14 protein-coding genes and 1 tRNA gene are annotated in these 19,220 nt (G+C 35.5%); 11 read left to right on the top strand and 4 right to left on the bottom strand.

Translation table 11 applies throughout. From position 1 onward, the window contains the following. Positions 1-5: 5 nt before the first annotated feature. The 4 genes from CELAL_RS09480 to CELAL_RS09465 all read left to right on the top strand — a co-directional run bounded on the left by CELAL_RS09480 (position 6) and on the right by CELAL_RS09465 (position 3,790). Positions 6-1,088: an HmuY family protein gene (locus CELAL_RS09480; RefSeq protein ID WP_013550691.1), complete on the top strand. Its 1,083-nt coding sequence runs from the start codon at positions 6-8 to the stop codon at positions 1,086-1,088. A gap of 114 nt (positions 1,089-1,202) precedes the next feature. Further along, the gene (locus CELAL_RS09475) at positions 1,203-1,934 is read left to right on the top strand and encodes a tRNA1(Val) (adenine(37)-N6)-methyltransferase (protein ID WP_013550690.1); all 732 of its coding nucleotides are present in this window, start codon (positions 1,203-1,205) and stop codon (positions 1,932-1,934) included. Between the two features lie 57 nt (positions 1,935-1,991). Next, on the top strand, positions 1,992-3,170 hold the full coding sequence (locus CELAL_RS09470; RefSeq protein ID WP_013550689.1) for an acyl-CoA dehydrogenase family protein: 1,179 nt from the start codon (positions 1,992-1,994) through the stop codon (positions 3,168-3,170). Positions 3,171-3,259: 89 nt separating this feature from the next. Beyond that, entirely contained in the window at positions 3,260-3,790 is a 531-nt protein-coding gene (locus CELAL_RS09465) for a lipid-binding SYLF domain-containing protein (RefSeq protein ID WP_013550688.1), read from the top strand. Positions 3,791-3,838: 48 nt separating this feature from the next. Here CELAL_RS09465 and CELAL_RS09460 read toward each other — a convergent pair whose 3' ends face one another. Next, positions 3,839-6,145 (bottom strand): FdhF/YdeP family oxidoreductase, encoded by a 2,307-nt coding sequence (locus CELAL_RS09460; RefSeq protein WP_013550687.1) that lies wholly within the window; start codon positions 6,143-6,145, stop codon positions 3,839-3,841. Between the two features lie 163 nt (positions 6,146-6,308). Between CELAL_RS09460 and treF the strand changes: the two genes are divergently transcribed. The 4 genes from treF to CELAL_RS09440 all read left to right on the top strand — a co-directional run bounded on the left by treF (position 6,309) and on the right by CELAL_RS09440 (position 11,763). Next, positions 6,309-7,901, top strand: a complete 1,593-nt coding sequence (gene treF, locus CELAL_RS09455; RefSeq protein WP_013550686.1) for an alpha,alpha-trehalase TreF — start codon at positions 6,309-6,311, stop codon at positions 7,899-7,901. Positions 7,902-8,229: 328 nt separating this feature from the next. Then, positions 8,230-9,135: a sensor histidine kinase gene (locus CELAL_RS09450; RefSeq protein WP_013550685.1), complete on the top strand. Its 906-nt coding sequence runs from the start codon at positions 8,230-8,232 to the stop codon at positions 9,133-9,135. Positions 9,136-9,575: 440 nt separating this feature from the next. Then, positions 9,576-10,484 carry a sensor histidine kinase gene (locus tag CELAL_RS09445; protein ID WP_013550684.1) on the top strand — a complete coding sequence of 303 codons (909 nt, stop codon included), beginning with the start codon at positions 9,576-9,578 and terminating at the stop codon, positions 10,482-10,484. A 553-nt stretch (positions 10,485-11,037) separates the two neighbouring features. Further along, complete coding sequence (locus CELAL_RS09440) at positions 11,038-11,763, top strand: phosphatase PAP2 family protein (RefSeq protein ID WP_013550683.1); 726 nt, start codon at positions 11,038-11,040, stop codon at positions 11,761-11,763. A gap of 359 nt (positions 11,764-12,122) precedes the next feature. Here the strand turns inward: CELAL_RS09440 and CELAL_RS09435 are convergent. After that, a tRNA-Leu gene (locus CELAL_RS09435) sits at positions 12,123-12,203 on the bottom strand. Between the two features lie 144 nt (positions 12,204-12,347). On the opposite strand from CELAL_RS09435, the gene CELAL_RS09430 reads away from it, so the two are divergent. The 3 genes from CELAL_RS09430 to pth all read left to right on the top strand — a co-directional run bounded on the left by CELAL_RS09430 (position 12,348) and on the right by pth (position 14,738). Further along, the gene (locus CELAL_RS09430) at positions 12,348-13,289 is read left to right on the top strand and encodes a ribose-phosphate pyrophosphokinase (protein WP_013550682.1); all 942 of its coding nucleotides are present in this window, start codon (positions 12,348-12,350) and stop codon (positions 13,287-13,289) included. 106 nt (positions 13,290-13,395) lie between these two features. Further along, a complete protein-coding gene (locus CELAL_RS09425; protein ID WP_013550681.1) occupies positions 13,396-14,019 on the top strand; it encodes a 50S ribosomal protein L25/general stress protein Ctc in 624 nt (207 codons plus the stop codon). Between the two features lie 89 nt (positions 14,020-14,108). Continuing rightward, the gene (gene pth / locus CELAL_RS09420; RefSeq protein WP_013550680.1) at positions 14,109-14,738 is read left to right on the top strand and encodes an aminoacyl-tRNA hydrolase; all 630 of its coding nucleotides are present in this window, start codon (positions 14,109-14,111) and stop codon (positions 14,736-14,738) included. A 4-nt stretch (positions 14,739-14,742) separates the two neighbouring features. Here pth and CELAL_RS09415 read toward each other — a convergent pair whose 3' ends face one another. Together CELAL_RS09415 and CELAL_RS09410 are read right to left on the bottom strand one after the other, a co-directional pair. Then, positions 14,743-15,420: a hypothetical protein gene (locus tag CELAL_RS09415; protein WP_013550679.1), complete on the bottom strand. Its 678-nt coding sequence runs from the start codon at positions 15,418-15,420 to the stop codon at positions 14,743-14,745. Beyond that, a complete protein-coding gene (locus tag CELAL_RS09410; protein WP_013550678.1) occupies positions 15,417-19,184 on the bottom strand; it encodes a reprolysin-like metallopeptidase in 3,768 nt (1,255 codons plus the stop codon). The genes CELAL_RS09415 and CELAL_RS09410 overlap by 4 nt, the downstream gene beginning before the upstream one ends. Between the last annotated feature and the right edge of the window lie 36 nt (positions 19,185-19,220).

The raw sequence follows: 19,220 nt of genomic DNA, 5'->3' as shown, positions 1-19,220 counted from the left end.
CACTTATGAAACACCATGCACTTCCTTTTATTGCCGCATTAGCCGTATTACTATTTTCTAGTTGCTCTGATGATGATACTCCAGCAGCTCCTATAGAAATTGTCATAGAGGGTGCCGCAATTTCCCCAGAGGTTGGAGGATCTAATGAACCTAACCAAGTCTACATAGACTTAAGTACAGAAACTACCACTACCGCAAAGAGAGATTCTTGGGACTTAGGCTTTTATGCCGGATCAGAATTTCAAGTTATTATTAACGGCGCTCTTTACATGGCAGTAGCTGCTTTAACTACGACGGATATTGATGCCGTAAATAGCACTACCGAAGAGGTAGTAAATTTACAACCACAAGTTGCCGTTGGCACGTATGAGGCTTCAAACGCCGTCTTTATAGACAACCCAAACGGGCAAATTACCAGTACTGCAATAGCCACGATAGAAGATACGGATGAAAATAACCCAGTATACTTACTTAACTTAGGAAAAGAAATAGGCACTACGCCTGCCACTACGGGTAGTGCAAATGTATCTGGAGATAATAGGGGTTGGAAAAAAATAAGAATTTTAAAATCAGGGGCGGATTATATTTTACAATTCGCCAATTTAGAAGATACCACACACCAAGAAGTTACCATTACTAAAGATTCTGCATATAATTTCTCCTACTTTAGTTTTACCACAGAAACGATAGTATCCGTTGAACCAGAGGCAACAAAGTGGGATTTAAACTTTACTGTATTTACCGACATTATAGAAGGTTTTGGTTCTTATGGTTATGCTGATTATGTGACGAACAATATAAAAGCAAACGTTAGCGCATATATCGTAGATACAACAGAAGGTACTTTGACCTATGATAATTTTACATTGACAGCTATTAATCCTGCTAATTTTTTAAATGACCAACGTGGAATAGGTAGCACTTGGAGAAATGGTGGAGGACCAAGCACATTACCCTCTTTAAAAGAAGACGTATTTTTTGTTCTTAGAGATACGGATGACAATTACTATAAAATAAAATTTTTAGCGCTTACCAATGAGGCAGGCGAAAGAGGTAACCCTGAATTTATTTATAGCCTACTTCAATAGACATCCAGATGTCCTAAAATTAGTGTATTATAATTTTAGATCCCTTAGCGTAATTGTTAAGGGATTTTTTTATGCTCAACAAATAAGTCTTAATTTTGAAATTAAATTCCTTTTATGAAACCTTTCCGCTTCAAACAGTTTACCGTTAATCAAGATAAATGCGCTATGAAAATAGGCACAGACGGGGTGCTTTTAGGGGCATGGACTACCGTAAAGGATACAAGTTACAGTATACTAGATATTGGCGCAGGAACTGGTGTCATCTCCTTAATGCTAGCGCAACGAAGCTACGCCGAAAACATTGAAGCTATAGAACTTGACGGTGATGCCTTTGAACAGTGTACCGAAAACTTTGAAGCTTCAGAGTGGGGAGATCGCCTATTTTGCTTTCATGCTGGTTTTGATGAGTTTGTAGATGAATATACCGAGGAAGACCCTGAGGAAGCAGAGTTGTATGATGTAATAGTGTCTAACCCACCTTTTTATAGTGAAGAAGTTTCTAGTGGTGATGACGCTCGTGATCAAGCACGTCAAAACTCTTCCTTACCTTTTGATGAGTTAGTTTCCGGAGTTTCCAAACTACTTTCTCCCAAAGGGATATTTGCTACGATTATCCCTTATAAAGAAGAAGAAAATTTTATTGCTTTAGCTGCACAAAATAATTTATTCCCCAACAGAATTACACAGGTTAGAGGAACAAAAAATACCGAAATTAAAAGAAGTCTATTAGAGTTTTCATTTACAGAATGTACATATACACCAAATGAACTTGTCATAGAATTAGAACGAAATATATACACCCAAGAATACATAGCCCTTACTAAGGATTTTTATTTAAAAATGTAACTTTTAAGCATTGTCATGTTATAAATCTTTAATTATCTTTGGTAAAAACCCATAGCTATGCGACCAGATTTATTTGAAGCTCCTGATTACTACAACATTGATGATCTTTTATCAGAAGAACACAAACTGGTTCGTGATGCTGCCAGACAATGGGTAAAACGTTCTGTTTCTCCTATTATAGAAGAATATGCTCAGAAAGCAGAATTCCCTAAAGAAATTATTGGCGGTCTGGCAGAAATTGGTGCTTTTGGCCCTTATATTCCGCAAGAATATGGTGGCGCAGGATTAGACCAAATTAGTTACGGCCTTATTATGCAAGAGATAGAACGCGGCGATAGTGGTGTGCGTTCTACAGCTTCGGTACAATCTTCATTAGTAATGTATCCTATTTACGCCTATGGGAATGAAGCACAACGTAAAAAATATTTACCAAAATTAGCTTCCGGAGAATTTATGGGTTGCTTTGGGTTAACAGAACCCAATCATGGTTCTAACCCAAGTGGCATGGAAACCAAATACAAAGATATGGGAGATCATTACCTCCTAAACGGTGCAAAGCTTTGGATTTCAAATTCCCCCTTCGCGGATATTGCTGTCGTATGGGCAAAAAATGAAGAAGGACGTATTCACGGACTAATTGTAGAACGCGGTATGGAAGGGTTTTCTACGCCAGAAACCCATAATAAATGGTCTTTACGGGCAAGTGCTACTGGCGAACTCATATTTGATAATGTTAAGGTTCCTAAAGAGAATATTCTTTTAGGAAAAACAGGATTAGGTGCTCCACTTGGATGCCTAGATTCTGCCCGATATGGCATAGCTTGGGGTGCTATTGGAGCTGCTATGGATTGTTACGATACCGCCTTGCGGTATGCCAAAGAGCGCATACAGTTCGGGAAGCCAATTGCTGCAACACAATTACAACAGAAAAAATTAGCAGAAATGATTACCGAAATTACTAAAGCGCAATTAATGGCACTACGCTTAGGGCAACTTAAAAATGAAGGAAAAGCGACCACTGCTCAGATTTCTATGGCAAAACGTAATAATGTAGAAATGGCACTGAAAATTGCTAGAGAAGCTAGACAAGTTTTAGGCGCTATGGGAATCTCAGGAGAATATAGCATTATGCGTCATATGATGAATTTAGAGAGCGTAATTACCTATGAAGGCACCCATGATATTCATCTTTTAATTACCGGAGCAGATATAACAGGCCTCTCTGCTTTTCAATAGACCCGCATATCTTTAACAAAAACTTAGTACACTTGAAAAAGCAAGTAAACTAACTTTGTGCGTATATAGGTTAACTAAAAACTTAGAAAATGAAAACTTTAAAATACAGTATACTTTTTTCACTTCTTTTTGTTTTTGCTGGACAAGCACAAACGGTAAAAGATCAAAGAATAATTGATGATGCAAAAGAAGCTCAAGGGCTTTTAATTAATGCTGATGATGGTTTAGCAGATTTCTTTAAAGATTCTGCAGGATATGTTCTTTTCCCTAATGTAGGTAAAGGCGGATTTATTATTGGTGCTGCTTCTGGGAATGGTGCGGTATATGAGGATGGTAGATTAGTAGGAATGGCCGATCTTAAAAAATTAAACATCGGATTTCAAGCAGGTGGCCAATCCATTATTGAGGTTATCTTTTTTGAAACTAAAGAAGCTTTGAATGACTTTAAAGAAGGCAAATTTTCTTTCGCTGCCGAAGCTTCTGCTGTAGCAGTACGTTCAGGAATTGCTTTTAATGCGAAATACAAAGACGGTGTAGCCGTGTTTGCTTTACCAAAAGCAGGATTAATGGCTGATGCCTCTGTAGGCGGACAAAAATTTAAGTTTACTTCTTTTGAATAAATCGTCAAAAAATAGTAAATAAAAAAGGGAGCCATTTGGCTCCCTTTTTTATTTTTTTACTTTTTCTACCGTGACCACTACTGATTTACTAATGGGAGTGAAACTCCTATCTGCAAAATGATTGTAAGGCACCAATACATTTGTTTCTGGATAATAGGCTGCAATATCTCCTTTAGGAATAGCATACGGCAAAACTTTAAAATTAAAAGCGATACGAGCTGTAGCGTCATAATTACTTTTTAAGTTAACAACATCTAGCTTTTGTAAACCTTTTTCTTTCATGTCTTCCGCATTCATAAAAACCACGCGGCGCTCATTATACACTCCTCTGTACCGATCGTCTAAACCATAAATTGTGGTATTAAATTGATCATGAGAGCGGATGGTCATCAACATAAATTCGTCTGATGTTAACTGATGCTCTGGTAATTTATTCAGGGTAATTTGTGCTTTGCCATTAGGAAGCATGCTAAAGTCTAAATTACGTACATTATTAGGTAAATAGTACCCCACGCCCTTAGATTGCTCATTAGTATTACTAAAACCTTTCACTACTTTATCCATAGTTTCACGCATCAAATCATAATCGGTTCCTAATGCTAACCAATCAACCGCATGATTCCCTTTAAAATAAGCATTCGCAATACCTGCTATTATATCTGGCTCACTTTGTAAATTCCCCGAAGTTGGTTTTAGCACACCTTTAGATTGGCGCACACGTCCCATACTATTTTCAACCGTTATAAAGCGTTCTTTCCCATCTTTAACATCCTTTTCAGAACGGCCGTATGTTGGTAAAATTAATGCTGTTTTACCTGTGACTAAATGACTTCTGTTTAATTTAGTACTCACCTGCACTGTTAGACTACAAGCTTCAATGGCTTCTGCTGTATATGTTGTATCTGAAGCCGCCATTAAAAAATTACCACCAAGACACATAAATACTTTAGCCTTACCATCATGCATGGCTTTCATTGCTTTAACCACATCATAACCTGGTTGATCAGGGGCCGTAAAGCCTAAATGTTCTTGAATACGCTGATTAAGTCCTTCATCTACAAAATGCATAATCCCTACACTCCTATCACCTTGCACATTAGAGTGCCCGCGAACCGGACAAGTACCTGCATTTGGTTTCCCAATTGCCCCTTTCAATAATAATAAATTTATAAATTCTCGTATGGTTTCTACCCCATTTTTATGTTGGGTAAGCCCCATTGCCCAGCAAACTACAATTTTAGATTTCTTAGCAAGAAATTCTACCGCTACATCTATTAGTTTTTCATTAACTCCGGTTTGTTGTATTAAATCTTCAAGATCAAAATTTTGAATATCTGCAAGTAAAGCTTCGTACCCATCTGTATATTGATTGATAAAATCATGATCAAAGACAGCTGCATCAAGTTGATCTAAAGCGGCTAATTTTTTGATTATTGCTTTTAGTAAAGGAATATCTTGGTTAATGCGTACCGGCAAATGTAAATCTGCAATATCTATAGGCTTACCAATCCACCCTTCTATATGTTGTGGATTTTTAAAATTAACAAGTCCAGACTCTTCCAATGGATTTATACTGATAATTTTACCACCATTTGCTTTACATTTTTCTAAAGCAGAAAGCATTCTAGGATGGTTTGTTCCTGGGTTTTGCCCTGCAACAATAACGACCTCTGCTTCATACAAATCTTCTAATTTAATAGACCCCTTACCAATACCTAAAGTTTCTCCTAAAGCAACACCACTAGACTCATGGCACATATTAGAACAATCTGGCATATTATTAGTTCCTAAAGCCCTAGCAAACATACCGTATAAAAAAGCCGCTTCATTACTAGAACGACCTGAGGTATAAAAAATAGCTTCATTAGGATCTTTCATCGCAGCAAGTTCTTCTGCCACTAATTGATATGCATTCTCCCAAGAGATAGGCTGGTAATGCAAGCTTCCAGGTTCCAACAATAGCGGTTCTGTGAGTCGGCCAAATTTATTTAATTCATAATCTGTAAGTTGTGATAACGCTACTATAGAATTTTTTGCAAAAAAAGAAGCATCAATCTTATTCGTTGTTGCCTCATCTGCTAGTGCTTTTGCGCCATTCTCACAGTATTCTGCAAACTTCGAGGATTTTTCTGGGTCAGGCCAAGCACAGCTTGGACATTCAAATCCGTCTACCTGATTCATTTTCAGCAAAGTGCCCATAGCGCGCACTACACCCATTTCTTTAAACGTATGCTTCAACGCTTCTTTTACCCCTAATGCCCCTGCTGCAACAGTAACTGGAGCCTCTACTTTTATGTTATTAAATTTTAAACTTCCTGTTAGCGATACTTTTCTTTGCACCTTAACCTCACCCATGTTTCCCTATTTTGACCAATTAGTTTATCCAGAATACTTATACTTCTAAACAAGTAGTTAAATTTAAGGTTTTATCAACTATTTGTGCAGGATATACCATCCAAAAAATTGACTCCATTAAAAATTATAGTAATTTTATCCCTATTGATTTAATGTTACGTTTATGAAATATTATGTATTGCTGCTTGCGCTCCTTATTCTAGGCTGCAAAAATGAGGTTAAGAAAGTTCCCGAAAAACCTATTATAGAAACCCCGCCTACCGAACTTAATATAATTACTACTCCAGATGAGTTATTGGGAGAATTATTTGCTAAAATTCAATTAGAACAGGTTTTTGATGATGGAAAAACATTTGTGGATTGTATCCCAAAATTTCCTTACGATGAAATTAAACGCAACTACGAGCAACAAAAAAAGGATTCTACTTTCAATTTGAAAACGTTTGTCTATACTAATTTTGAAATCCCAAAAGCTATATCTTCCGATTTTAAATCGGATGCTACTAAAACCGCAGCGGAACATGTAACTGCACTATGGCCCGTTTTAAAAAGAGATTCTGATCAAGAAAATGAACTAAGCTCTTTAATTCCTTTACCAAAATCTTACATAGTTCCTGGTGGGCGTTTTAGAGAAGTGTACTATTGGGATAGCTATTTTACCATGTTAGGTTTAGTAGAAAGTGGTGAATTTGAACTGGTTGAAAATATGTTAGATAATTTTACCCACCTTATCAATACCGTTGGTCATATCCCAAATGGAAATAGAACGTATTACATCACTAGGTCTCAGCCTCCGTTCTTTTCTCAAATGGTGAAATTATTAGCAGCGTTTAAAGGCGATAGTGTTTATCAAAAATATAAAGAACCTCTTAAAAAAGAATATGAATTCTGGATGGATGGTGCTGAATCTACCTCCTATGCTATTAATCATGTTGTACTCACACCTGTTGGAGTTTTGAATAGGTATTATGACAAAGGAGATACTCCTAGACAAGAATCATACAGAGAAGATTATACTCAAGTAGAAAAAACATCTGGAGGAACAAAAATGTATCGCGATTTACGTTCTGGAGCAGAATCTGGATGGGATTATTCTTCTAGATGGTTTGCTGACGGAAAAACAATAGAGACTATTGAAACCACCGATATTCTTCCCGTAGATTTAAATGCACTTATGTACGGTCTAGAAGATGTTCTTCTTACTGCCTTTAAGGATGATTCTGAGTTCACCACAACGTTAAAAAAGAGCATGGAAAACCGTAAAGAATTTTTAAATAGGTATAGCTATAATGAAACCTTGGGGGTCTTTGAGGATTATAATTGGGTTACTAGTGAGCCTACTGGTGTAATTTCTTTAGCAACCGTTTATCCTTTATTTTTTAAAATGACAACCCAAGAACAGGCAGATAGAGTAGCCACCTATATAACCCATAATTTATTAAAACCAGGAGGCGTTGTTACTTCCAATAACAACACGGGTCAACAATGGGATGCGCCAAATGGCTGGGCACCCTTGCAGTGGATGACTATTGTAGGGCTAGAAAACTACGGACATCATGAGTTAGCAAAAATTATAGCTACGCGGTGGATAGCCTTAAATGAAAAGGTATATGCAAACACCGGCAAGTTTGTAGAGAAATACAATGTAGAAGACATGACCTTAGATGCTGGTGGCGGAGAGTATCCAGTTCAAGACGGATTTGGCTGGAGTAATGGTGTTTATCTAGCCTTAAAAAATCAGTACGAAAAAGATTAAAACAAATTTTAAGCAGTTCACCACAAGTTTTACTACTTACGCATCAATTGTTTTAAAAAAGCAATGAACAGTTATACATTTGACACGAGTTAGTTAGTTAATTATTTAGTAATAATAATTTTTCATTTTCATATAGTGTTCTCGTAAAAGAGCCCAATCTTTATAGATTTGGGCTCTTTTCTATTCAAAGCTATCTAGATTATCTATTTTTTAACTTATAAAAAATAAACGACGGTTCTGTTTCTTACACCCAATAATACTGCTATTTTTACCGTTATTATTTCAATTTATCGATGTAATTTGAATTAATCACCTTTACCAACAGATCATGCTCCCGCTAAAGAAAAGAATACATCATCCCATATTTGTGGTTCCATTGTCACTTTTTTTATCGGTGTCTGGATATGTAATGAGTGATTTATTTGTACACTGGCAGAAATTCTGGCTCGGCATGTATTTAGCGGTACTGCTACCTATTATAATATCATTGCCCCTTGCTTTAATCATGGATCGCTATTTCAAAAAATTTCAGTCTCAACAAAAAGAATTAGAGCATTTAGACACGATCAATAAGAAGCTATTCCTGTTAATTTCACATGATGTTAGATCTCCTCTAGCGAGTTTGATCGGCACTATTGATTTAGTAGCGGATAACGATTTAGACCCTGAAGAAGCTAGACATTACTTTTCAGAGCTTTCTAGCAAAATTAAAAATGTAAATTCCTTTTTAGATGGTTTGCTTAATTGGGCCAGAAGACAAACCCAAAACAAACCTTTAGAATTTGCATTGTATGACAGTAGTGATATCATAAAGCTTACTCATGATTTACTGGAGCCTACTGCCAAGCTTAAAAAAATTAGAATTACGATGGATATTGGAGCTTATAAAATATATTCTGATAAAGAGAGCTACTCTTTTGTACTAAGAAATATTTTACACAATGCCATTAAATTTACGCCTATTGATGGAGAGATTATCATTAAAACTTTTGTAAAAAATAAACAGATCTATACCACAATCCAAGATTCTGGCATTGGCATCACGAACAAGGAGATAATAAAAATACTAGACGGTGAAAATTGGCATACTACCAAAGGTACCTCAAACGAAAATGGATCCGGATTTGGATTAAGAACATGTCTTTACTACCTGAAAAAAAATAATGGAACACTTTTAATAGAGAGTAAATTAAATGCAGGAACAAAAATGATAATTGTTCTACCGCAGGGTTGATTTATAAATTTATTTGAAAAACCATTGGTGGTTTCATGATTTTTAAAGCTATGATTACACTTTTAATTCATTTCACAACAATTTTCTCTTAGTACACATCAATAATTTTAAAAAAATACCTAACGGTTATATATTTGAAATGAGTTAGTTAGTTAGTTAGTTACTAGTAAAATTTTCATTTTCATATAGTGTTCTCGTAAAAGAGCCCAATCTTAGTAGATTCGGGCTCTTTTTTTGTTTAGAAACTTAAGTAAAATATCCTATTTATAGCCATGAAATGACTGGGTTACAGTTCATCGTTACAAAAAAGACATTCATCGAGCCCTTGTAACAATTCAACTTTATTGTAGGTTTTTTCTTTCTTTATTGGTGTAATTTTGTACTTCATAAATGAATAAAATCAGCTTAACCTATATTAAATTTATTTAAAAACCCAAATCATGTTTCCCTTAAAAAATAAGTTACACCACCCTATTATCATCGTATTGATGTGTGTTAGTTTATCAATCCTTGGATACCTTATCACAGATTTTATTGCTAACTGGGGTAAATTCTGGGAAGGCCTCTATTTAAGTATATTCCTTCCTATATTTATAGCTACGCCTATTGCTATAATTATAGATCGTTATTTTAAAAAAATAAGATCTCAAAATATTGAACTAGAACGACTAGACGCTATTAATAAAAAATTATTCCTATTAATTTCGCATGATGTTAGGTCTCCTCTAGCCAGTTTAAAAGGGATTCTAAATTTGATAGTCAATAACCAACTAGAGGAACAGGAAAGTAAAATGTATCTTAACCAACTCTCTGATAAATTGGAACATTTGGATGTTTTTTTAAATGGACTTTTAGAATGGTCACAAAAACAAACACAAAACAAACCCTTAGATTTTACAAATTTTGATGCATTAGAAGTAATTAAGCCTACACTTAAATTACTAGAGCATGCCATTGAAAACAAAGACATTGTTACTACATTAAAAAGTAGAGGAACACAGCTCTATGCCGATAAAGAAAGTTTCTCTTTCGTCTTTAGAAATGTATTGCATAATGCTATAAAGTTCACGGGTAAAGAAGGAAAAATACATGTAGAAACAAGTTCACTTAACGGAGAAATACACATTACCATTAAAGACAATGGTGTTGGTATCTCTGAAAAAGAAACACATAAAATATTAAATGGCACCAACTGGTACACTACAAAAGGAACTTCTGAAGAAAATGGTTCTGGTTTTGGATTACGCAGCTGTTTTTATTATTTGAAAAAAAATAATGGGCGCCTTAAAATTGAAAGTGAGATTGGGAGTGGTAGCACATTTACTATTGTGTTACCGGAAGCTTCATGAAATTTAAAAGTATAAATCAAAGTTTTAAATAGGTCTTACAACAAAATGTAACAGATAAACCACATGTTTTGCTACTTACACATCAATAGTTTTACAAAAGTGAGTAAACATACTATATTTGACACGAGTTAGTTAGTAAATTTTCATTTTCATATAGTGTTCTCGTAAAAGAGCTCGGTCTTAATTGACTCTGAGCTCTTTTTTTTGCGATATAGTATCCGTTTTTTTTAGACTATTAGGCAAAATCTATAGACTTTTCATAAAACTGAAATAACTTTAATTTCTCTTTAGAATTTCATTTTACATTTGAAAATCAATCCTTTAAAACACAAAATTACGCTAGCTTAAAACCACCTAAATACTCTTTGTCACAACAATAGTGTGCATGAAATTCCTTTAACTGGTATTTTCTTTATATTTTGAATGTTCAACAGACTAAGCATAACAACCAAAAGAGTGTTCACTATTCTAAATTCATTGTTTGGTGCTAGAAAGACCATACTTTAATTTAAAAGAAATGCAATAGCAAAGAAACAATAGAACCCCGCTTTTTATGAAAAGAAAAATACTTACCATTCTAGTTATTTTTATATTGGGCAAGGCTGCTGCACAAGTAGACAGCACTACCGTCGCACCAAAGACTAATCTATTAAAGAAAACTATAGTACCGCTATCGCTTATTGGTACAGGTATCTTATTATCTGATAGTGGCTTTGAGAAATCATTTAATACAAGCTCTAGACATTGGATAGGAAACGATTTTGAAACAAGTTTAGATGATTATACACGATATGCACCTGTGGCCACCCTATATATTGCTGACATAGCAGGCATTAAAGCAAAAAACCATTGGTTTGATCAGACTAAAAATCTTGCCCTTTCCATGATTTTGACAGATGTATTGACGCGAGCGCTAAAAAAAAACATTTACAAACTTAGACCTGATGGCGCTAATGAAAATGCTTTCCCTTCTGGGCACACTTCTATCACTTTCGCCTCTGGCGCTGTCGTTTATGAAGAATTTAAAGATGCCAGTCCGCTCTTAGCGTATTCGGGATACGGTTTTGCTACGCTTACGGGTGGGTTACGATTGGCAAATAATAAACATTGGATTTCCGATGTCTTGGCTGGTGCCGGTTTAGGTATTCTAGTCACCAAATTAGTCTATCATTTTGACTACTTATTTAAATGGAATCCCTTCATCAACTCAAAGGATATGTCCCTTATTCCAAGATATTCCGAAGGAAACGTCGGACTCTATTTTTCAAAAAAGTTTTAGCAAGCGTGGTTTCGTTCATCTTCTGAGCAAAAAGAATACGTATTAAAAAATAAATCTAAAAATAATTATTCGCTAGTTTGATGTCATTTACAGGAGTATCAACTATGATTGTAGACTTTTTAAGCTGCCTTATTGCAATAGCATTATCGATAATAGGTAGAATTATAAGGATTAACAAGATGAAAAAGAATAGTGTTCCCAAGTAATTCAATCAGTTGATTAAGAGTTACACCTTTAAAAATAATATAAATCGACTAAAAAACTTTAAAATAAAAATTAGAATCTTCGGGAAATTAAAGTAATCTAAAAACATTATAAACACAAAAAACCCCTGTACATACAGGGGTTTTTTACTTTCGTACTCGAGGCGGGAATCGAACCCGCACTCCAGAGGAACTGGATTTTGAATCCAGCGCGTCTACCAATTCCGCCACTCGAGCTCTTAAGGAGTGCAAAACTATAAAATATATTTCTGTTTTTGACAAAAAATCTGATAATAATCCTTTATCACGACAAATAAATCTTTAAATTTGCACTCCTTAAAGAATTTGAAGTCCAATAAACTTAAAAACAAGAGATTAACAATGTCTTATCAAGTACCAGAACCTAAAATTTTTGCATGTACTCAAAGTACTGCATTAGCAGAGAAAATTGCTAAATCTTACGGTACGGAGTTAGGAAAAGTTATCTTTTCCAGATATAGTGATGGAGAGTTCCAACCTTCCTTTGAAGAATCAGTTAGAGGCACGCGAGTTTTTATTATTGGCTCTACCAACCCTAGTTCTGAAAATTTAATGGAAATGTTGTTAATGCTTGATGCTGCAAAACGCGCATCTGCCAGACATATTACCGCAGTTATGCCTTATTTTGGTTGGGCAAGACAAGACAGAAAAGACAAACCTAGAGTGCCCATTGCCGCAAAATTAGTAGCAAAGATGCTCGAGGCAGCTGGTGCAACTCGTATTATCACGATGGATTTGCATGCAGATCAAATTCAAGGATTTTTTGAAAAACCTGTTGATCACTTATTTGCATCTACCTTATTTTTACCTTATTTAAAGAATTTAAACTTAGACAATCTTACAATAGCTTCTCCTGATATGGGAGGATCTAAAAGAGCTTATGCGTATTCTAAAGCATTGCAATGTGATGTTGTTATTTGCTATAAGCAAAGAGAGAAAGCCAATATAATTTCTCATATGGAATTGATTGGAGATGTAAAAGGTAAAAATGTTGTTTTAGTTGATGATATGGTAGATACTGCCGGAACATTAACAAAAGCAGCTGACTTAATGATAGAACGCGGTGCACTTAGCGTACGTGCAATTACCACTCACGGTCTTTTATCTGGAGACGCTTATGAGAAAATAGAAAAATCACAACTATCTGAATTAATCATTACTGATTCTATTCCTTCAAGAAAGGATAGCAATAAAGTACGTGTATTAAGTTGTGCAGAATTATTTGCTGATGTTATGGAGAGAGTTCATAACAACACCTCAATTAGCTCTAAATTTTTAATGTAGCTTCCGCTAAGCGCCTAAGGCAATAGCTTATAACAATAAAGCATCTTGACTAAAGAAAGCTAGGGTCACAAATTAAAGTAGAATAATTAATAGTTAAATATATATAATGAAGTCAATTACAATCTCAGGATCTAAAAGAGAAAGCGTAGGCAAGAAAGCAACAAAAGCCTTACGTAATGCTGGAAAGGTTCCTTGCGTACTGTACGGAGGGGAAACACCATTACACTTTTCAGCGGATGAACCAGCATTCAAAACCTTAGTGTACACCCCGAACGCTCACACCGCAGTGATTGAAATCGAAGGTGGCGATAAGTTTGACGCTGTTTTACAAGACATTCAATTTCACCCAGTTACAGATGCGATCTTACATATTGATTTCTATCAGTTATTTGCTGATAAAGAAGTTACTATGGATATTCCTGTACAATTAAAAGGTAATTCTCCAGGGGTAATGAACGGTGGTCGTTTATTATTTAGAAAACGTAAATTAACTATCAAAGCATTACCAGCTAAATTGCCAGATTTCTTTGATATTGATATTTCTAAATTAAAAATTGGTAATAACATTACTGTTGAAACGTTGTTAAAAGACGAATTCACAATTTTACACCCAGAAAACACTGTTGTTGTTCAAGTTAAATCTGCTCGTAATGCAGTTCTTACTGACGAAGAAGAAGGTGAAGAAGGTGCTGAAGGCGAAGAAGGAGCAACAGAAGCTGCTGCTGAATAAACTTTTGACCAATAATCTTAAAAAGCATCTCAGCGTAATTGTTGAGATGCTTTTATATTTATACCCATTAACAATCTATTCTATCTTAGATGTTTAATTTTATAAAGTTCCTTTCTAATAAACCTAAAAGCTATCTAGAAGAGCAAAATACTATGAAAAAATATTTGATCATTGGCTTAGGAAATATAGGCCCAGAATATGCCCAAACAAGACATAATATAGGATTTAAAGTACTTGACAAACTTGCTGAACTAGAAGATCTAAACTTTGAAACAGCTAAACTTGGTGCTGTTACTACCTTAAAATTAAAAGGGAGAAGCGTTTTACTCTTAAAACCATCAACCTATATGAATTTAAGTGGCAAGGCACTTCAGTACTGGATGGAGAAAGAGAACATTCCTCTTGAGAACGTGCTTGTTATTACAGATGACATCAACTTAGATTACGGTGTAATAAGAGTAAAAACCAAAGGCAGCAATGGGGGTCATAATGGATTAAAAGACATTCAAAATGTATTAAACTCTGCTAATTACAACCGATTTAGATTCGGAGTTGGAGCAGATTTTGGAAAAGGAAAACAAGTAGATTATGTTCTTGGAAAATGGAATGATGATGAAAAAGCAGCAATGCCTGAACGCTTAGAGCGATCTGCCGAATTAATAAAATCTTTTGTGCTTGCAGGTATTACTATTACTATGAATCAATACAATAATTCCTAATATATTATAAAATTTTAAAGCTATATATTCCAGTAATTGAAGTGTTACTAGCAGAATCAATAGTTTTTACACGCCAATAATATACTGTATTTTCTAATACAGAAACTTCTAATTCACTTACATTATTTCCCACCGTACCAACTAATTCCGTTGGAGGATTACTCGTAGAAAAGTACACTTCGTATGTTTCTATATCTGAATCTAAATCAGATCCAGACCAAGCTAATGCCACCTCATTATTTACATCTCTTAACACCGTTTCTCCTGATAGAGGTGATGTAAGCCTTGCAGGAAAAGGAATATGCGACAATATAGTGCCTGCATTGTAAAAATTCCAAGTTTTACTTGTAGCCGAAGAAGCTACGGTTGAACTTTCAGAGACAACATGCCACGAATAAGGAGTTCCTTTAGTTACCTGCACCTGTGCAGACGTCTGGTTTGTACTTACCACTTGCGGAGAAGCAGTCAACAAATTCTCTACGGTTAATTTATAACTTTGCGTGTTATTTGATGCCTCCCATTCAAAAGTGATCAATCTTGTCGTTTCATTAATATCAACCCCAGTAGTACACTCTGAATCCTGAAGCGGAAAAACAAGCAAAGCACTGCTAGGCACCTTAACCTCATCTTTTGAGCACCCAAATATGAATAGAAAAACACCCAGTCCAATTATTCTTCTCATTGCTTAATTAATTTAAAGGTCTCTTTTAAACGATCACTCTGTAATTTTAAAACATATACTCCTGATGGAATGTCTGTTACTAAAATTATTAATTCTGTTGTACCACGGTCTATTGTTACCGTTTTAACTAATCTGCCATTTAGGGCAAAGATTTGAATCACATTATTATTCGTTTCTACTCCTGTAAAAATGCGCACTTCTTCACGTGCAGGATTTGGGTAAATAAATGGTTTATCAAGCAGAATGTATTCCATCTCAAAAGACCCTTGACATGGTAAATTGGTGATTACTTTTAACGTATTAATACCATTCTCTAAAGATAATTTATAAGTAGAATCAGTCACGATTAACTCCACACCATTAAGGCTAACGACATATTCGTCTGCACCATTTAAGCCTAAATCAACCGTACTCCCATCACTAGAAACCACAGCAGAAACATCTAGTTCGTCGGGTTGTGTAATAACCGCATCAAAACAATATTGTTCATACGTTATAGAACCGTCTGTTCCCGATATACAGACTTGATAGCTCCCTGATTGTAAACTATCCAACCTATACGTTGTTGTAAAATTAGCAACCTCATTAATCCCATTTCCAGAAATACTAACCGAATATGCTAATGATGTACTCGCAGAGATTGAAATTGCACCATCATTATTTGCCCTACAAGACTCACTTCTCAAACTAACTTCAAAATTAGAAGCATCAAAATAATACAGCGGACATCCTTGTGTATCTACTTCCTGACCTTCCGGCGTCCCCAAACACATATCATCACCATCATCAAAAACCCCATCATTATCTGCATCTGGCCTCAATTCTCCTTCAACACATAATTCTAAAGAGAAACCATTCAATGACCCTCCATCACCTCCTGCACCATCACTAATTTCTAAAATCCAATCGCCTTTAGAAGATTCTCCATTAAAAGAATTTAAAGAACCTAAAGGTTTTACCAGCCCGTTTATAGCAGGATTAGTACCACAAACAAAACTACCCGCACTTTGATCAAATGTGGCATTTACATTTCTATTTTCTCCACAAGAATTTGCCATTAAAATAACCGTTGTTCCTTCTGGAGAAGTCAGTTTAACTGTAAGGTCTGCTAAATAGGTATGTGTAATATCTAAAATAACATTCACATCAGAAAGTGGTAAATCTTCAATAAATGAAATAGTCGAAAATATCGTAGGAGAACCAGATGATGATATGGTGATAGGCAAACTTTTTGCTGAAATAACTTTACAATCAATATTTGTAGTAGTAAAACTAAATGCCGATCCAAAAACCCCTTCTCCACAATTATTCTTTGGTTTTATACGCCAGTAATATGTTGTATTCGGAGCTAATCCTAAAGAAGTATAGGTAGTCGTTAATACACTAGCTGATTCTACCACACTTGCAAATGCATTATCTGTAGCAATTTCAATAGCATAAGAACTACTAGAAGGCTCTTCTAACCATTCAAAAACTTGATTAATACCCGCACCTACCTGCCCATCTGTCGGTAACGTTAATACCACAGGCGTAAAACTCGTATCCTCTATAGAAATAGTTAAAGTAACCTGTTTTGTAACACTTGCGGTAGTTGCTATAACGTCTATTTGATATTCTCCAGCAGCTACAGCACCACTATTCGTAAAAGTTAAATCTACTAAAGTACCATCTGTTGTTGCTGTGGTTGGAGAAAAGCTTGCCGCTAAGCCAGTAGGCAATCCAGACACACTAAAAGTAGCTGTTTCTGTAAATCCAGTATTCGCTTCGTATACAAAAGGAATCATTAAGTCCAGAGGCTGACAAATGAAATAATCTAAAGCAGGGAAGCTTAAAACGATCGTACTGCTCGTAATTGAAAAATTAGTGTTGTTTACTGCAAAGAAAACGTTATCACTTGCTTTAACCATTATCCTGGCTTGCGCAGTTACCACATTGGGTAACAAAACAGTATAAGCGCCGTCATTAGCCACATCGTCAGCTAAGGTTGTCGAAAAAGTAACTCCACCATCCGTAGACAAAAATATATCTACATATTGTGCATTTACACTTGAATTAGTTGTTTGAGCAACGTCCCACAAAACTTCTTGAGAACTCCCTGCTTCATAGCTTAACGAGGCATTTTGTGAAAGCACTTGAAAAGGACCCGCATTTTCAACAACGTTTACTTTCATTAAATCTGAAACTACTTGCCCTCCTCCAGAGGCATTATCACGAACAGTTAATGCAAAATTTAAATCTCTTTCTATTGTTGGTAATGTTTCCCAAGCGGAATTAACTACTGGATTAGTTTGCGTAAGGTTACCACTAATTACACTCGATAATTTTGGGAAATAACGACTTGAATCTGTCGATGGTTTCTGTGACCTAAATAAAGCACCAGAAGGATTCGTAGGTCCAAAAGTAGCACTAGTGACTACCCCGTCGTCTACTTGTTCCCACGCATAGGTTAATACATCTGAAGCATCTGAATCTGAAGCATTACCAGTAAGAACAAAGGGGGTCCCTTTCGGAATAGTGTAATCTGGAAGCGCAACAAGTACAGGCGGAACGTTAACAATAGGGATTTCTGTAGCGCAACTTGTCGTTGCTAAATTTTCTGAAATTTGTTTGATACTATAATAATGAAAATAGTCTTGTCCGTTAGAAGCAACATTGTTCACCCCAGAAATACCTGCATACCCCATAATTGTAGTACCACTACCAGGTTCTGCTTGTACTTGGGTTCCTTCAGATTCAAAAGACCAGGTGTGATTAGCACCTAGTTGATGTCCCATTTCATGAGCAACAAAATCTAAATCGAACATATCTCCTTCTGGTGTAGTTCCTGAAGAATAAGCACTTCCTTTTTGAGCATCTTTACAGACAGATCCTATAAAACCAGCATCACCTCCATTAGAGTCTTCATTTAACAAATGCCCTATATCATAGTTTGCGGCACCAATAACACTCGTTAAAGTACTTTGAGTTTGCGTATTTAAATTTCCATTGTAAGGGTCCGTAGTTGCCGAGGTATAAATTACCAAATCTGTAGTTGCTATTAACTCAAGAGTAACTCCTAAATCTGTTTCAAACACCATGTTTATTCGGGTCAATGTAGCATTTATGGCCGCTAATGCATCTGCCTTTGTACCCCCATGGTATGCGGTATATTCTCCTGTTGCAGAAATAGCAACTCTATATTTTCGCAACACTTGATCATCTACCAAACGAGCTGTAGAAATATTTTTACTACTTAAACTAAGCTCTTTGGTCTCACAAATAAAATTAGCATCTACTACATCATCAGACTTTCTTGTATATAAAATATAATCATCGCCGTCTGTTTTTTGCATAAAAGTAGCTTCGGAAGATTTTTTATCCACCATCATACTTTGCACGCCTTTTGGAGACACACTAAACCTAATATTTTTAGATGTATCAGAACTACCTACGCCTCTATACGATTTAATATCAGGATACTTCTTAGCTAACTCAGGTGCCATTACGGAAGATTCCTGAACATTAAATGGGATCAAAACTCCATTTTCATCAGGAAAATAAAGAACATGACTTCCTTTAGAACTAATTTTATTTTCAAGATTTGCTTTAAAGTCCGCATCGTTTAATCTAAACGTTTTAGCCTTCAGAATAGACAGTTTTTTTAATTTACCAGAAACATCTGAGGTATTGGCAGCTGTTTCTTGCCAAAAAACATCTTGACCAAACCCAGAAAACGAGAGAAAAAATATGGAAATTGCAAAAAGTAGACGTAAGTTTGCTTTCATTAAAACGAATTAACAGAGTATAAAAGTAAGGCTTTT

It is taken from the genome of Cellulophaga algicola DSM 14237 (assembly GCF_000186265.1).
In the GTDB taxonomy this organism is placed as follows: Bacteria; Bacteroidota; Bacteroidia; order Flavobacteriales; family Flavobacteriaceae; genus Cellulophaga; species Cellulophaga algicola.
This window is presented reverse-complemented; position numbering and strand designations above follow the sequence as displayed.

What these genes read in the sequence shown, in the direction of transcription:
- CELAL_RS09480 (WP_013550691.1), top strand. Translation starts at nt 6, where the DNA reads ATGAAACACCATGCACTTCCTTTTATTGCCGCATTAGCCGTATTACTA.
- CELAL_RS09475 (WP_013550690.1), top strand. Translation starts at nt 1,203, where the DNA reads ATGAAACCTTTCCGCTTCAAACAGTTTACCGTTAATCAAGATAAATGC.
- CELAL_RS09470 (WP_013550689.1), top strand. Translation starts at nt 1,992, where the DNA reads ATGCGACCAGATTTATTTGAAGCTCCTGATTACTACAACATTGATGAT.
- CELAL_RS09465 (WP_013550688.1), top strand. Translation starts at nt 3,260, where the DNA reads ATGAAAACTTTAAAATACAGTATACTTTTTTCACTTCTTTTTGTTTTT.
- CELAL_RS09460 (WP_013550687.1), bottom strand. Translation starts at nt 6,145, where the DNA reads ATGGGTGAGGTTAAGGTGCAAAGAAAAGTATCGCTAACAGGAAGTTTA.
- treF (WP_013550686.1), top strand. Translation starts at nt 6,309, where the DNA reads ATGAAATATTATGTATTGCTGCTTGCGCTCCTTATTCTAGGCTGCAAA.
- CELAL_RS09450 (WP_013550685.1), top strand. Translation starts at nt 8,230, where the DNA reads ATGCTCCCGCTAAAGAAAAGAATACATCATCCCATATTTGTGGTTCCA.
- CELAL_RS09445 (WP_013550684.1), top strand. Translation starts at nt 9,576, where the DNA reads ATGTTTCCCTTAAAAAATAAGTTACACCACCCTATTATCATCGTATTG.
- CELAL_RS09440 (WP_013550683.1), top strand. Translation starts at nt 11,038, where the DNA reads ATGAAAAGAAAAATACTTACCATTCTAGTTATTTTTATATTGGGCAAG.
- CELAL_RS09430 (WP_013550682.1), top strand. Translation starts at nt 12,348, where the DNA reads ATGTCTTATCAAGTACCAGAACCTAAAATTTTTGCATGTACTCAAAGT.
- CELAL_RS09425 (WP_013550681.1), top strand. Translation starts at nt 13,396, where the DNA reads ATGAAGTCAATTACAATCTCAGGATCTAAAAGAGAAAGCGTAGGCAAG.
- pth (WP_013550680.1), top strand. Translation starts at nt 14,109, where the DNA reads ATGTTTAATTTTATAAAGTTCCTTTCTAATAAACCTAAAAGCTATCTA.
- CELAL_RS09415 (WP_013550679.1), bottom strand. Translation starts at nt 15,420, where the DNA reads ATGAGAAGAATAATTGGACTGGGTGTTTTTCTATTCATATTTGGGTGC.
- CELAL_RS09410 (WP_013550678.1), bottom strand. Translation starts at nt 19,184, where the DNA reads ATGAAAGCAAACTTACGTCTACTTTTTGCAATTTCCATATTTTTTCTC.